Raw genomic sequence first — 13,886 nt, forward strand, 5'->3', positions numbered from 1 at the left:
CATGGAGATCGACTGGATCACGGTCTCGGCGCAGGTCGTCAACTTCCTGATCCTGGTCTGGCTGCTCAAGCGCTTCCTGTATCGCCCCGTACTGCGGGCCATGGACCGCCGGGAAGAGCGCATCGCCGCGCGACTCCAGGCGGCCGGCGAGCGCGAGGCCGAGGCCGAGGCCCGGCTCGAGGACTACCAGGCTCGCAAGGCCTCGCTGGCCCGGCGGCGTGACGAACTGCTCGAGGCGGCACAGGACGAGGCTGGCCGGTTCAAGCACCGGCTGATCGACGAGGCCCGGCAGGAGGTCGACGCGATGCGCGCCGACTGGCAGCGTCAGCTCGCGGAGGAGCGCGAGGCCTTCCTGTGCCGCCTGGGCGAGCGAGCGGTTGTCGCCCTCGAGACGATGGCCCGCCAGGCGCTGCGCGACCTGGCCGATGCCGATCTCGAGGCCAGGGTGGTCGAGACCTTCATCGGCCGGCTGACGACCCTGGATGCCGAGAGCCGCCGCCAGCTGTCGGCGCCGCAGGACCCGCTGCGTGTCGCGACGTCCTTCCCCCTTGACCCGGCCCTGGAGGCACGACTCACGGCGGCCCTCCATGAGCAGCTCGGCGCCGACCGGGCCGTCGAGGTCGTCCGCGCATCGTCGCCGCTGTGCGGCATCGAGCTGACCAGCGGCGGGCGTCGCCTGGGCTGGAGCCTGGCGGACTACCTCGAGGCGCTGCATGACCAGCTCGAGGGGGAGTTCGGTCAGCACGGCGCCCTCGGCGGCAAGGAGTAGCGCATGCTCGAGCGTCTGCTGGATGACACCCTCGATCGCCTGGAGGCCGCGATCGGTCGGGTCTCGCCCGCCCTGGAGCTGCAGGAGGTCGGCACGGTGGTGGAAGTCGGCGGCGGTATTGCCCGCCTCGAGGGGTTGCCCGGGGTCACCGCCGAGGAACTGGTGGCCTTCGACGGGGGCGGGCTCGGCATCGTCTTCAACCTGGCCCCCGACGCGATCGAGGTCATGTTGCTGGACGACCGACCGGAGCTGTCGGCCGGCAGCCGGGCCCGGGCCACCGGCCGGGAGGTCGACACGCCGGTGGGCGAGGCGTTGCTCGGCCGCGTGCTCGACGCCACCGGGCGTGTGCTCGATGGCGGCGACCCCCTCGGCACCCTCGAGCGCTGGCCGGTGGAGCGGCCGGCGCCGGCGATCCTCGACCGGGCACCGGTGACCGTGCCGCTGGAGACGGGCATCAAGGCCATCGACGCCCTCATCCCCATCGGGCGGGGGCAACGCGAGCTGATCATCGGCGACCGCCAGACCGGCAAGACCTCGGTGGCCATCGATGCCATCCTCAACCAGCGCGACAAGGGGGTGATCTGCCTCTACTGTGCCGTGGGCCAGCGGGGGACCGCCGTCTCGCGGGTCGTGGACACCCTGCGCGACCAGCAGGCCCTGCCGAACACCATCGTGCTGGTGGCGTCCGATGCCGATGCCCCGGGGCTGCGGTTCATCACGCCCTATGCCGCCATGACCATGGCGGAATACTTCATGGCCAGGGGACGCGACGTGCTGGTCGTGCTCGACGACCTGACCCGTCACGCCCGGGCTTATCGCGAACTGTCCCTGCTGGCACGGCGTCCGCCGGGCCGCGAGGCCTTCCCCGGCGATATCTTCTACATCCATTCGCGCCTGCTGGAGCGATCCACCCAGCTGGTGGAACGCCTCGGCGGTGGCTCGCTGACGGCCTTGCCGATCATCGAGACCCAGGGCCAGGACATGTCGGCCTATATCCCGACCAACCTCATCTCGATCACCGATGGCCAGGTCTATCTGTCCCCGAGCCTGTTCCACAAGGGCTTCCTGCCGGCGATCGAAGTGGGCCGCTCCGTGTCCCGGGTCGGCGGCAAGACCCAGTACCCGGCCTTTCGCCAGGTGGCCGGGGACCTGCGCCTCGCCTATGCGCAGTTCGAGGAGCTCGAGACCTTTTCCCGCTTCGCGACCCGGCTCGATGCCGCGACCCGTCAGGCTATCGAACATGGCCGTCGGGTCCGCGAGGTGCTGAAACAGCCCGAGCACCGTCCGTTTTCCGCCGGCGAGCAGCTGGTGGTGCTCAAGGCCGTCAACGAGGGGCTCCTCGATGGTCTGCCCCTCGAGCAGATCGCCGCTGCCGAGACCCGCCTCACGCGCGGGGCTCAGCAGCGGCTGCCGGCGCTCTGCGCGCAGCTGGACAGCGGGGAGCCGCTCGAGGAGGCGCAGTGGCAGCAGCTGCTGGAGGCCGCCCGGGCGGTGCTGGGCGAGGCCGCCGGAGCCGCCAAGGGAGGACCAGATGGAATCGCTGGAGAGACTGCAGGGACAGCGCGAGACGCTGGATGAGCTGCGTACCATCGTCAAGACGATGAAGTCGCTGTCCACGGCGAGTATCCGCCAGTACGAGCAGGCCGTGGTGGCCCTCGCCGACTATGACCGTACCGTGGAGCTGGGGCTGCAGGCCGTCCTCCGCGACCTGCCGTCGCCGCCCGAACTCGACCACGCCGCCCGTCAGCCGGCCTCCCTGGGTGTCATCGTGTTCGGCTCCGATCATGGCCTGTGTGGGCGGTTCAACGAGGATATCACCGATTTCTGCCTGGCATGGCTGGCCGAGCGGGCACCGCCTCCTGCCTCCCTGCGACTGCTTGCCGTCGGCGCCCGGGCTGCGGACAACCTCGCGCGGGCCGGCCGGGAGGTCGACCGGGTGGTGCCGCTGCCCGGTTCGGTAGGACGCATCTCGACGATGGTCCAGGACCTGCTGGCGCGAATCGATGCCTGGCAGCAGGCGGGCATCACCCATGTCGAGCTGTTCCATCACCGGCATGCCGGCGGCAGTCGCTACCAGCCCGTCGCGCTCACCCTGCTGCCCGTGGACCTGCGCCGCTTCCTGCGCCGCGATGCCCCTCCCTGGCCCTCGCGGCGTCTGCCCAGCTTCCGCATGTCGCGTGAAGCCCTGTTGCGACGCCTGGTCGGCCAGTACCTGTTCGTGTCGCTGTTTCGGGCCTGTGCCGAATCCCAGGCCAGCGAGCACGCCAGCCGGCGGGCCGCCATGCAGGCGGCGCAGCGCAACCTGGATGAGCGCATCGAAGACGTCACCCAGGGGTTCCGCCGAGCCCGTCAGGCGGTGATCACCGCCGAGCTGCTGGACGTGGTGGCCGGTTTCGAGGTGGTCGCCGGCGAGCGATAGCGTGCCGTGCGTCCCTTGAGACAGGGCAATACGCCGGGCCGGCCGCCATGCTAGCCTCTCGTTGAGCCGTCGGGCCCTTGGCACGCCGGGGCGCGGCATGCTGCTATCGCCGTATCGACCGCCACAGGAACACAAGGACGAGTGATTGACACGACCATGACCCGGGTGCTCAGCGACCTGCCGCCAACGTCGGGGGCCCTGATCCTGTTGGGCGTGCTGCTGTCCTCGAGCATCTTCGCCGATGCCGTGGCGAGCCGCACCCGGCTGCCGCGCATCTCCCTGCTGGTAATGGTGGGGGTGGGCGTGGCCGTGGTGCAGCAGCTGTGGCTGGAGGCTCCGGATGCCCGTCCCTTGAACGGGCTCGGCGAGCCCCTGGTGCAGGTGGCCCTGGTGATGGTGGCCTTCCTGCTGGGCGGCGAGCTGACCCTCGAGCGCCTGCGGCTGACCGGGCCGCTGATCCTGATCGTCTCGCTGTCGGTCATCGTGGTGGGCGCGCTCGCGGTCGGCCTTGGCCTGCTGGCGCTGGGCTTTCCCCTGGTGGTGGCGGTCTCGCTGGCCGCCATCTCGGTGGCCACCGACCCGGCGGCGGTCCAGGAAACGGTGCATGCCAGCGGCGACACCCGCCTGCGAGCGCGGCTGCTGCTGGGCATCGTGGCCATCGATGATGGCTGGGGGATTGTCGTCTTCGGCCTGGCCATGTCGGCGCTGGGTTGGACGCTGACCGGTGCCGGCGGGGGTGAGCGGGCGCTGCTCGAGGCGGCCTGGGAACTGGGCGGCGCCGTGATGCTCGGCACGCTGATCGGCCTGCCCGCTTCCTGGTTGACCGGCCGCCTGGCTGCGGGCGAGCCGACCCAGGTCGAGGCCATCGCCCTGATCCTGCTGCTGGCTGGCGTGTCGTCCTGGCTCGGCGTTTCGTCGCTGCTGGCTGCCATGGTCACCGGGGTGCTGGTGGCCAACCTGTCGCGCCATCACACCCGCTCGTTCAACGAGATCGAGCACATCGAGTGGCCCTTCCTGGTATTCTTCTTCGTGCTGTCCGGGGCCAGCGTGGATCTCTATCGCCTCGACGAGGCCCTGGGGCTGACCCTGGCCTATATCCTGCTGCGCCTCGCCGGCCGCATGCTCGGCGGCCTGCTGGGCGTGCGCCTGGCCCGGGAACGCCAGGCCGACCTGCCGCGCAATATCGGCCTGGCACTGACGCCGCAGGCCGGGGTGGCCATGGGCATGGCCCTGCTGGCCGCCGAGCGTTTCCCCGAGCATGGCGTGGCCCTGCTCTCCACCGTGGTCGGCTCGACGGTGGTCTTCGAGATCCTGGGGCCGGTGCTGGTGCGTCGCGTGCTGCGTTGAGCCCTCAGTGGTGGCGGGAACGGAGCAGGCGCAGGCCATTGGCCACCACCAGCAGGCTGGCACCCATGTCGGCGAAGACCGCCATCCACAGGGTCGCCTGGCCGGTGAAGGCGAGCACCATGAATACCGCCTTGAGGCCGAGGGCGACGACGATGTTCTGGACCAGCACGGCGCGGGTGGCCCGCGACAGCCGCAGGAAGGTCGACAGTTTGCCCAGATCGTCGTCCATCAGTGCCACGTCGGCGGTCTCGATGGCCACGTCGCTGCCGGCCGCGCCCATGGCGAAGCCGATGTCCGCCCGGGCCAGCGCCGGGGCATCGTTGATGCCGTCGCCGACCATGCCGGTCACTCCCCGGCTCGCGCAGGCCTCGATGGCGGCCAGCTTGTCCTCGGGCAGCAGCTCCCCCCTGGCCTCATCGATGCCGGCCTCGGCGGCGATGGCGGCCACCGCCTGTCGGTTGTCGCCGGAGAGCATCAGGGTCTTCACGCCTTTGTCATGCAGCGCCCGGATGGCGGCGACGCTGGTGGGCTTGAGGGGATCCCGCACGGCAAACAGCGCCAGCACGCGCTGGGTGTCGCCGAGCGCGACCACGCTGGCGCCGTCGCGCTCCAGGGCTTCCAGGCGTGCCTCGAGCGCCTCGCTGGCCAGGCCGCGTTCGGCCATCAGCCGGCGATTGCCCAGCCACAGGGCGGTCCCGGCCAGCTCGCCTTCCACCCCCAGCCCCGGGCGCTCGCGGACGGACGCGACGCCGTCTTCCCCGGCCAGGGTCGCGAGGGCGTCGTACAGGGCCCGGGACACCGGATGCGTCGACCGCCCGGCGAGACTGGCGGCCTGGTGGGCGAGGCGTGCCTGTCCGGCCGCATCGAGGTCATCGTCCAGGGCCGCCCAGTGGGCCAGGCGGGGCTGGCCCTGGGTCAGGGTGCCGGTCTTGTCGAGGGCCAGCCAGGCAAGCCGGCGGCCCTGTTCGAGGAAGCGCCCGCCCTTGATGAGGATGCCCGCCCGGGCGGCGGCGGAGAGGCCGCTGACGATGCTCACCGGCGTGGAGATCACCAGGGCGCAGGGGCAGGCGATGACCAGCAGCACCAGGGCCCGGTAGACGCCGTCCAGCCAGGCGCCGGGAAACAGCAGCGGCCAGGCGACGGCCGTGAGGACGGCGAGGCCCAGCACCGCCGGGGTATAGACGGCGGCGAAGCGGTCGATGAAGCGCTGGGTAGGGGCGCGGCTGGCCTGGGCCTGCTCCACGGCGTGGATGATGCGGGCCAGGGTGGTGTCATCGGCGGGTCGGGTGGTGCGGTAGTCGAAGTCGCCGTGGCGGTTGATGGTGCCGGCGAAGACCGCCTCGCCCGGCCCCTTGTCGTGGGGCAGGCTCTCGCCGGTGATCGGCGACTCGTCCAGGGTCGGCTCGCCGCGCACGATCTCGCCGTCCAGCGGCAGCCGCTCGCCGGGCAGGATGCGGACCAGCTCGCCCACGGCGACGCCCTCGGCGGCGACCATCTCCCAGTCGCCGTCCGGGGTCTGCTGGCGGGCCTGGTCGGGGGCGCTGTCCAGCAGCTCGCGGATTGCCCGGCGGGCGCGGTCCAGGGAGCGGGCCTCGATGCGCTCGGCCAGGGTGAAGAGCACCATCACCATGGCGGCCTCGGCCCAGTGGCCGATCAGCAGGGCGCCGGTCACGGCGACGCTCATCAGGGCGTTGATGTTGAGGCTGCGATGGCGCAGGGCCACCCAGCCCTTGCGCCAGGTGGGCAGGCCGACCAGGCCGATGGCGGCGAGCGCCAGCAGCGCCGCGCCCCAGGTCGCGCCCGGCCAGGGCGTCCAGCCGACCAGCTCGGCCGCCAGGGCCAGGCCGGCGGCCAGCCACAGCGTGCCCCAGCGCTCGCCCTGGGCCGTCGGGGCCTGGTCGGCCGCGTTGCCGGTCTCCAGCGGCTGAGGCGTCATGCCCAGCGCGCGGATGCACGCCGCCAGGGCCTGGGGGTCGGCCCCCCGGTGATGGATGCTCAGCACCCGGCCCATCAGGTCGAAGTCCAGGGCGGCCACCCCGGGCGCATCGGCCAGGGCCTTGCGCAACAGGGCCTCCTCGGTAGGACAGTCCATCTCCTGGATGCGCAGGCGCAGGGTCACGGTACCTGCCGGGGCGCACGGTGCCTCGGGCGGGGTGGAGGGGGACTGGGCGCCGCAGCAGGTGTCCCGGGCGGGCGAATGGGCATCGGACATCGTGAACTCCCTCGGTCGTGTCTTGCCCCATGACAAACCCTGTAGGCAGTATAGGGTCAAGTCCTACCGGGAGCCTGAGCCATGAAGATCGGCCAACTGGCACGACGCACGGGTTGCCGCGTCGTCACCATCCGCTACTACGAGCGTGAGGGGCTGCTGCCCGAACCCGCCCGCAGCGAGGCCAACTACCGCCTCTATGGCGAGGCCCACGCCGAGCGGCTGGCCTTCATCCGCCACTGCCGGGCGCTGGACATGACCCTGGACGAGATCCGCGCCCTGCTGGACTGCCACGACCATCCCGAGCGTCCCTGCCAGGATGTCAATGACCTGATCGATGCCCACCTCGACCATGTGGCGGGTCGCATCGCCCAGCTGCAGGCCCTGGAACACGCCCTGGAAGCACTGCGGGCTCGCTGCCAGGAGCCGCGGTCGGCTGGCGAATGCGGCATCCTCGAGGCGCTGGCGCACGCGTCGCCGGTAGCGTCGAGCGCCGCGGAGGCTCGGGACGACCATGTCCCGGGGGTGCATCCCCGGGTGTGAGCCCACGGGCCGTTCAGGCGTCGGGGGTGTCGAAGTGCTTCTGCACCAGCGCATCGTATGTGCCGTCCGCCTTCAGGGCGGCCAGGGCCTCGTTGAAGCGCTCGGCCAGCTTGCGGTCACGCTGGCGAAAGGCCACGCCCACGCCCTGAGCGAAGTAGCGATCCGGCTCGCGGACCAGCTCGCCAAGCCGCTGGAAGTCGCTGGTGGCCTGGTCGATCTGCACGAAGGACTGGGCGGTGGGGTATTCCATGAAGGCCAGGTCGAGGCGCTCGGCGCGCATGTCGGTCACCACGTCGGCCCAGCTGGCGTAGCGCCGGATCTCGACGCTGTCGCCGTAGAGGTCGGTGACGTATTCGTCCTGGAGGGTCGCGATCTGGACCCCGACGACCTTGCCCGACAGGCTGGCCGTGTCGGCGACGTCGATCTCGCTGCCGTCACGGGCCACCCAGACGCTGGGCATCCGGAAATAGCTGTCCGAGAACAGCACCTGGCGCCGCCGCACCTCGGAGATGGTCATGGCCGACATGATGGCGTCGTACTTGCGCGCCCGCAGCCCGGGAATCAGGCCGTCCCAGCTCTGCACAACCCATTCGCACTCGCGTTCCAGGTAGTCGCAGATGGCGTTGCCCAGCTCGATATCGAAGCCGGCCAGGCTGCCGTCGGGGCGGGTGTACTCGAAGGGCTTGTAGGGCACGTCGGCGGCCAGGCGCAGGGGTTCCTCGGCCTGGGCGGAGGAGGCCAGCAGCCCGGCGCCCAGCACCGCGGCCAGCAGTCGGATGGAATGACGCATGAGGGATCTCGCGAAATCGGGATAGGTCAGAAAAATATACTGAGATAATCAGATATACCATTAGATGATACCGATATGTCGCGCTATTTCCAGTCGTGGCGACTGCCTTCAGGCGCGATACACCCGTCGCCCCATCGCCCAGACCTCGTCGATCGCCCAGGCGTCCTCGGCCAGCACCAGCAGGTCGGCGTCGGCTCCGACGCGCAGCCGGCCCTTGCGGGCGAGCCCCAGGGCCTTGGCGGCGTGGGTGCTGGCCGCGCCGATGGCCTTGTCGAGTGCCATGCCGTGTTGCGTGACGCATTCGCCCAGGGTCTCGAACAGGCTGGCCAGACGACCGGGCTGGAGGCCCGCGAAGCGGCCCTCGGCATCGAAGCGGGGCAGCGAGGCATTGGCGTCCGTGGACAGGGTGATCCGCGAGGCGTCGATGCGGGCCTCCAGGGCCCGGGCCACGGCGCGGGCGGCGGGCACCTCGCCGTCGGTCAGCAGCTCGGGAGTGGTGCTGGTGGTGAAGTCCAGGCGACCGCCCTCGCGGCCGAAGCGCAGGCCGTCCTCGAACAGCTCCGCGGTGCGGTTGATGTGGGTGGGCAGGAACTGAGCCAGGGGGATGGCGCTGTGCCGGGCCACCTCGCGCAACGGCTCGAGCCCGCCCGGCGCATCGCCGGTGTGGATAAAGACGATGCCGGCCTTGCCGGCCAGCATGTCGGCAGTGCGGGTCTCGGCGGCCAGCCGGGTCAACTCCTCGCGGCTGGGCTGGGAGCCGCGGTGGTCGCTGATGGCCACCTCGCCCAGGCCGATGAATTCGGGGATGAAGGTGATGTCGCCGGCCACCGAGCCGGTCAGGGTCACCGGCGGCAGCTGGTAGGAGCCCGTATAGCAGTAGGTGGTCAGGCCGCCGGCCGCCAGCTCGCGGGCCTTGCCCAGCAGGTTGGCGGGGGTGCGGGTCAGGGCGTCGGTGCCCAGGGCGCCGACCAGGGTGGTGACGCCGGAGGCCAGGGCCTCGTCCAGGGCGAGCTCGGGGGTGCGGGTACCGAAGCCGCCCTCGCCGCCGCCGCCGATGAAGTGCACCAGGGGGTCGACCAGCCCGGGGATCACGCGTCGTCCCTCCAGATCATGGACGTCCACCGCCGGCCCCCCGGCGGGCAGGTCGGGGTCGTCCGTCGGGACGATGGCGGCGAGGCGGCCGTCGGCAATCAACAGGTGGCACAGCCCCCGCGGCTCGGGGGCATGCAGGCAGGCATTCTTGAGCAGGGTCAGCATCGTCGCTCCTCTCGAAATGATGACGCCGGCGGGAGGCCGGCGTCGTGGGGGCCGGCGCAGGGCTATAACAACAGCAGGTGTGTCTCGGCGCTAACCCGTCGACAGGTCCCGGGGTGCCGGACCATCGAGGGGGCGCTGTGCCCCCCTCTTCGCCCTGTCCCCGGCGCGCCTCGTCATGCTCAGTAGTGATGGCCCTGGGGCTCGGCGCTTACAGCTTGACGTCGTAGCTGAAGTACTTGGCCATGATCGCGTCGTAGGTGCCGTTGGTCTTGAGTGCCTGGAGCGCCTCGTTGAAGCGTTCGGCGAGTTCGCGGTCGCGCTGGCGGAAGGCCACCCCGACGCCCTGGCCGAAGTACGTCTGCGGTTCCTTGATGAAGTCGCTGACCCGCTTGAAGTCACTCTGCGAGGTGTCGATGTCGATCATCGCCTCGGCGATCGAGTAGTCCATGAAGGTCAGGTCCAGGCGGCCACTACGCATGTCGGCGATGACATCGTCGGCGCTGGCGTAGCGGCGCACCTCGAGGATATCGCCGTAGAGGTCGGTGACGTAGTTGTCCTGGAGGGTGGCGCGCTGCACGCCGACGGTCATGCCCTCGAGGCTCTCGCGGTCCGAGATGTCGATCTCGTTGCCCTTGGCGGTGATCCAGGCGCTGGGCGTGGTGTAGTAGGGCTCGGAGAACAGCACCTGGCGGGCGCGCTCCTCGGTGATGGCCATCGAGGACATGATGGCATCGAACTTGCGCGCCTGCAGGGCCGGGATCATGCCGTCCCAGGGCTGTTCCACCCAGGTGCATTCCTCTCCCAGGTAGTCGCAGACGGCGTCACCCAGCTCGACCTGGAAGCCGGTCAGGGTGCCATCGGGCAGCTTGTACTCGAAGGGCTCGTAGGGCACGTCCACTGCCAGGCGAATGGGCTCGTCGGCCTGGACCGAGGTGGCGAACAGGCTCGCTCCGAGGGTGGCGGCCAGCAGCAGCTTGGCGTTACGCATGGGGAAACCTCCCGTGAGGGCGTGGATGGTCGTTGCTATTGCGATCAGGGATTCGCCGCTGGGGCGATGGCGACGGGGTCGCCGCTATCGGCGCAGGGCGCCGTCAAAGGCGAGGCACGGGTGTGCCGGGATGACCGGGGTGGTCATCGGGAAGGACTATTCGTCAAACCACTCGCTGAGATAGAAGCGTGCGGCGGGGGCCCGGCAGGGCGCGGGACAGGCCGAGAGGAAGATGGGCGGTTGAGACATGGGCTGGGTTTCCTGGCACGCGTCTCGCCGCCCCGACGGGGCCGGGGCGGCGACGGGGATCACTCGCCGAAGTACTCGGTGTAGATCTCTTCGTAGGTGCCGTTTTCCTTGAGGGTGGCCAGCGCCTCGTTGAAGGCCTGGGCCAGGTCCTCGTCACGCTGGCGGAAGGCGATGCCGAAGCCTTCGCCGAAGTATTCCTTGGGCTCGGTGATCTTCTCGCCCACCACCTTGTAGTTGCCGGCCTCGCTGTCGAGCAGGGTGGACTTGCCGATCGGGAAGTCGAGGAACACCGCGTCGAGGCGGCCGGAATCCATGTCCAGCACCATGTCGTCGGCGGTGGCGTAACGGTTCACATCGGCCACGTCGCCGTACATGTCGGTCACGTAGTTGTCCTGCAGGGTGCCGCGCTGCACGCCGATGGTCATGCCCTCGAGGGTCTCGTCGGACGGAGTGCCGATCTCGACATCCTTCGGCGCGAACCAGGCCGATGGCGGGGTGATGTAGGGATCGGAGAACAGCACCTGCTCGCGACGCTGTTCGTTGATGGTCATGGACGACATGATGGCGTCGTACTTGCGCGCCTGCAGGCCGGGGATGATGCCGTCCCAGCCCTGGACGACCCACTCGCACTGGATGCCGATCTCGGTACACAGGGCATTGCCCAACTCGATGTCGAAGCCGGTCAGCTCGCCGTCCGGCGTCCGGTACTCCATGGGCTCGTAGGGCACGTCGACGCCGATGCGGATGTCGCGGACCTCGGCGTTGGCGCTGCCGGCAATCATGGCGGCGCCGAGTACGCCGAGGCTCAGGATCTTGTGAAACTTCATGGGTGCTTCCCCTTGTTGTTGGTGGTTTCACCTTGCGGGTGATGACCCGTCCACGATAGCCGATGGCCGGACGGGTCGAAAGGGCCGGTTCGAACGATAGTTCCCAACGCTTGTTTTACGCTGTCTCAACCGCTCGCCGGCTTGAGATGGGCCAGCAGGCGCTTCTCCAGGTAGCGGAACAGGTAGAGGATGGCGAAGGTCAGGCACAGGTAGATCGCCGCCACGAACAGGAAGGCGTCGAAGGGCGCATAGAAGCGGGCATAGACGAAGCGTGCCGCCCCGGTGAGATCCATGATGGTCACCACGCTGGCGATGGCGCTGGCGTGGAGCATGAAGATCACCTCGTTGCCGTAGGCGGGCAGGGCGCGACGGAAGGCGCTGGGCAGCACGATGCGCCGCATCATCAGCCCCCAGGACATGCCATAGGCCCGGGCGGCCTCGATCTCGCCCCTGGGCGTGGCCTTGATGGCGCCACGGAAGATCTCGGTGGTATAGGCGGCGGTGTTGAGGGTGAAGGCGATCAGCGCCGGCACGAAGGGCTTCTCGAGGATCACCCACAGCCAGGTCTCCTGAATCCCCTCGACGAACACCACGCCGTAGTAGATCAGGTAGAGCTGCACCAGCAGCGGTGTGCCGCGGAACACGTAGCAGTAGAAGAAGATCGGCAGGCGCAGCCAGGCGTGCTTCGAGCCGCGGCCGATGGCCAGGGGCACCGCCAGCACCAGGCCGATGATCAGCGACAGGAACACCAGCTGGACGGTGGTGGACAGGCCCTGGCCGTAGTAGGACAGCGTCTGCAGGGTGAAGATGCTGTTGTCGGCCAGCTGGGCCTCGAGCCAGTTCATCAGGGCTTCCATCAGTCTGCCTCCCCGTAGCCGACGTCATAGCGCTTCTGCAGCCGCGCGAAGCCCCACTCGGAGACGCTGGCGATCAGCAGATAGATGGCGGCGACGATGATCATGAAGGTGAAGGGCTCGCGGGTTGCCTTGGAGGCCTCGGCGGCCACCCGGACCATGTCGGACAGGCCGATCACTGACACCAGGGCGGTGGTCTTGAGCAGCACCATCCAGTTGTTGGATAGCCCCGGCAGGGCATGACGCATCATCTGCGGGAAGCGGATGCGCCGGAACACCAGCCAGTGGCTCATGCCATAGGCGCGACCGGCCTCGATCTGGCCGCTGTCCACGGCCATGAAGGCGCCGCGGAAGGTCTCGCCCATGTAGGCGCCAAAGATCAGGCCGATGGTCACCACGCCGGCCACGAACTCGTTGACGTTGATGAAGATATCGATATCGAACTGGACATAGAGCCAGTCGGTGATCTGGTTGATGCCGATCTGGCCGCCGAAGAACAGCAGCATCATCAGCACCAGGTCGGGCACGCCACGGATGATCGTGGTGTAGAGGGTGCCGAGGCGGTGCAGCAGCCAGCTGCGCGACATCTTGGCGCTGGCGGTGAGCAGGCCGAGGAGCACCGCCAGAATCAGCGACAGGATCCCCAGCTCGATGGTGATCAGGGCGCCTTCCAGGAGGCGGGGGCCGTAGCCATGCAGGTCGATCATGTCTCTCTCCTTGTCCCGAGCCGGCCCATCAGTGCTTGGGCGCCAGGAACTGCTTGAGGCGCTCGGACTTGGGGTTGCCGAGGACCTCGTCGGGCGGCCCGGCCTCCTCGACCTGGCCCTGGTGCAGGTAGATGACCTGGGTGGAGACATCCCGGGCGAAGGCCATCTCGTGGGTGACCACGATCATGGTGCGGCCTTCCTCCGCGAGGTCGCGCATGACCTTGAGCACGTCGCCGACGAGCTCCGGGTCCAGCGCCGAGGTGGGCTCGTCGAACAGCATCACCTCCGGGTCCATGGCCAGTGCCCGGGCGATGGCACCGCGCTGCTGCTGGCCGCCGGAAAGCTGGGCCGGGTAGTAGTCGGCGCGCTCGGCCAGGCCGACCCGCTCGAGCAGCTGGCGCGCGTGCTCGGTGGCCTCCTGCTTGGACTTGCCGAGGACGTGCACCGGTGCCTCGATGACGTTCTCCAGTAGCGTCATGTGAGCCCAGAGGTTGAAGCTCTGGAAGACCATGGAGAGCTTGGCGCGCATGTTGACGACCTGCTTCCAGTCCGCCGGTTCGCGCCCGTGGCGGGTCTCCTTGAAGCGGATCTGCTCGCCGTGGACGAACAGCTCGCCCTCGTTGGGTTGCTCCAGCAGGTTCATGCAGCGCAGGAAGGTGCTCTTGCCGGACCCTGACGCGCCGATCAGGGTGATCACGTCACCCTTGTGGGCCTGCAGGGAGAGTCCCTTGAGGACTTCGGTGTCGCCGAAGCGTTTCTTGATGTTCTGCACTTCCAGCGGGATCGGGGTATCGGCCATGAAATGGGCTCCAGTTCAGGGGTCGCCTAGCGGGCACGGGACAACGCGGCTGGTGCGAAAAGGGGGGCGATTCTAACAGGCTCGCGGTGCCACGGCAGGCGGCGTTGCCCACTCGGTCATGCGACCTT

13 protein-coding genes are annotated in these 13,886 nt (G+C 69.2%); 5 read left to right on the forward strand and 8 right to left on the reverse strand.

The genetic code is table 11. The annotated features are described in order from the left end of the window. The first annotated feature begins 1 nt into the window (after position 1). From EKG36_RS00545 to EKG36_RS00560, 4 genes are all read left to right on the forward strand, one after another. Positions 2-769, forward strand: coding sequence for a F0F1 ATP synthase subunit B family protein (locus tag EKG36_RS00545; protein WP_126479929.1), 768 nt, complete (start codon positions 2-4; stop codon positions 767-769). Positions 770-772: 3 nt separating this feature from the next. Further along, a complete protein-coding gene (locus EKG36_RS00550; protein ID WP_126479931.1) occupies positions 773-2,347 on the forward strand; it encodes an alternate F1F0 ATPase, F1 subunit alpha in 1,575 nt (524 codons plus the stop codon). Then, the gene (locus EKG36_RS00555; RefSeq protein WP_126479933.1) at positions 2,301-3,188 is read left to right on the forward strand and encodes a F0F1 ATP synthase subunit gamma; all 888 of its coding nucleotides are present in this window, start codon (positions 2,301-2,303) and stop codon (positions 3,186-3,188) included. The genes EKG36_RS00550 and EKG36_RS00555 overlap by 47 nt, the downstream gene beginning before the upstream one ends. Positions 3,189-3,329: 141 nt before the next feature. After that, positions 3,330-4,535, forward strand: coding sequence for a cation:proton antiporter (locus EKG36_RS00560; protein ID WP_221766019.1), 1,206 nt, complete (start codon positions 3,330-3,332; stop codon positions 4,533-4,535). A 4-nt stretch (positions 4,536-4,539) separates the two neighbouring features. On the opposite strand, the gene EKG36_RS00565 is transcribed toward EKG36_RS00560, so the two are convergent. Then, entirely contained in the window at positions 4,540-6,747 is a 2,208-nt protein-coding gene (locus tag EKG36_RS00565) for a heavy metal translocating P-type ATPase (protein WP_126479935.1), read from the reverse strand. Between the two features lie 81 nt (positions 6,748-6,828). Here EKG36_RS00565 and cadR point away from each other — a divergent pair, with 81 nt between their 5' ends. Then, complete coding sequence (cadR, locus tag EKG36_RS00570; protein WP_126479937.1) at positions 6,829-7,287, forward strand: Cd(II)/Pb(II)-responsive transcriptional regulator; 459 nt, start codon at positions 6,829-6,831, stop codon at positions 7,285-7,287. Positions 7,288-7,300: 13 nt separating this feature from the next. On the opposite strand, the gene EKG36_RS00575 is transcribed toward cadR, so the two are convergent. The 7 genes from EKG36_RS00575 to EKG36_RS00605 form a co-directional block, all read right to left on the reverse strand. Further along, the gene (locus EKG36_RS00575; RefSeq protein WP_126479939.1) at positions 7,301-8,077 is read right to left on the reverse strand and encodes a transporter substrate-binding domain-containing protein; all 777 of its coding nucleotides are present in this window, start codon (positions 8,075-8,077) and stop codon (positions 7,301-7,303) included. Between the two features lie 108 nt (positions 8,078-8,185). Continuing rightward, positions 8,186-9,334, reverse strand: a complete 1,149-nt coding sequence (gene iadA, locus EKG36_RS00580; RefSeq protein ID WP_126479941.1) for a beta-aspartyl-peptidase — start codon at positions 9,332-9,334, stop codon at positions 8,186-8,188. A 208-nt stretch (positions 9,335-9,542) separates the two neighbouring features. Next, positions 9,543-10,322 carry a transporter substrate-binding domain-containing protein gene (locus EKG36_RS00585; RefSeq protein WP_126479943.1) on the reverse strand — a complete coding sequence of 260 codons (780 nt, stop codon included), beginning with the start codon at positions 10,320-10,322 and terminating at the stop codon, positions 9,543-9,545. Between the two features lie 308 nt (positions 10,323-10,630). Then, complete coding sequence (locus tag EKG36_RS00590; protein WP_126479945.1) at positions 10,631-11,398, reverse strand: transporter substrate-binding domain-containing protein; 768 nt, start codon at positions 11,396-11,398, stop codon at positions 10,631-10,633. A gap of 125 nt (positions 11,399-11,523) precedes the next feature. Further along, a complete protein-coding gene (locus tag EKG36_RS00595; RefSeq protein WP_126479947.1) occupies positions 11,524-12,255 on the reverse strand; it encodes an ABC transporter permease in 732 nt (243 codons plus the stop codon). Next, positions 12,255-12,959: an ABC transporter permease gene (locus EKG36_RS00600; RefSeq protein WP_126479948.1), complete on the reverse strand. Its 705-nt coding sequence runs from the start codon at positions 12,957-12,959 to the stop codon at positions 12,255-12,257. The genes EKG36_RS00595 and EKG36_RS00600 overlap by 1 nt, the downstream gene beginning before the upstream one ends. A gap of 28 nt (positions 12,960-12,987) precedes the next feature. Next, positions 12,988-13,758 carry an ABC transporter ATP-binding protein gene (locus EKG36_RS00605; RefSeq protein WP_126479950.1) on the reverse strand — a complete coding sequence of 257 codons (771 nt, stop codon included), beginning with the start codon at positions 13,756-13,758 and terminating at the stop codon, positions 12,988-12,990. Positions 13,759-13,886: the final 128 nt, after the last annotated feature.

The organism is Halomonas nitroreducens, assembly GCF_003966155.1.
Taxonomy (GTDB): domain Bacteria; phylum Pseudomonadota; class Gammaproteobacteria; order Pseudomonadales; family Halomonadaceae; genus Halomonas; species Halomonas nitroreducens.

Coding starts and splice junctions, on each gene's coding strand:
- cadR (WP_126479937.1), top strand. CDS start 6,829: ATGAAGATCGGCCAACTGGCACGACGCACGGGTTGCCGCGTCGTCACC.
- EKG36_RS00575 (WP_126479939.1), bottom strand. CDS start 8,077: ATGCGTCATTCCATCCGACTGCTGGCCGCGGTGCTGGGCGCCGGGCTG.
- EKG36_RS00585 (WP_126479943.1), bottom strand. CDS start 10,322: ATGCGTAACGCCAAGCTGCTGCTGGCCGCCACCCTCGGAGCGAGCCTG.
- iadA (WP_126479941.1), bottom strand. CDS start 9,334: ATGCTGACCCTGCTCAAGAATGCCTGCCTGCATGCCCCCGAGCCGCGG.
- EKG36_RS00605 (WP_126479950.1), bottom strand. CDS start 13,758: ATGGCCGATACCCCGATCCCGCTGGAAGTGCAGAACATCAAGAAACGC.
- EKG36_RS00555 (WP_126479933.1), top strand. CDS start 2,301: ATGGAATCGCTGGAGAGACTGCAGGGACAGCGCGAGACGCTGGATGAG.
- EKG36_RS00600 (WP_126479948.1), bottom strand. CDS start 12,959: ATGATCGACCTGCATGGCTACGGCCCCCGCCTCCTGGAAGGCGCCCTG.
- EKG36_RS00550 (WP_126479931.1), top strand. CDS start 773: ATGCTCGAGCGTCTGCTGGATGACACCCTCGATCGCCTGGAGGCCGCG.
- EKG36_RS00595 (WP_126479947.1), bottom strand. CDS start 12,255: ATGGAAGCCCTGATGAACTGGCTCGAGGCCCAGCTGGCCGACAACAGC.
- EKG36_RS00545 (WP_126479929.1), top strand. CDS start 2: ATGGAGATCGACTGGATCACGGTCTCGGCGCAGGTCGTCAACTTCCTG.
- EKG36_RS00590 (WP_126479945.1), bottom strand. CDS start 11,398: ATGAAGTTTCACAAGATCCTGAGCCTCGGCGTACTCGGCGCCGCCATG.
- EKG36_RS00565 (WP_126479935.1), bottom strand. CDS start 6,747: ATGTCCGATGCCCATTCGCCCGCCCGGGACACCTGCTGCGGCGCCCAG.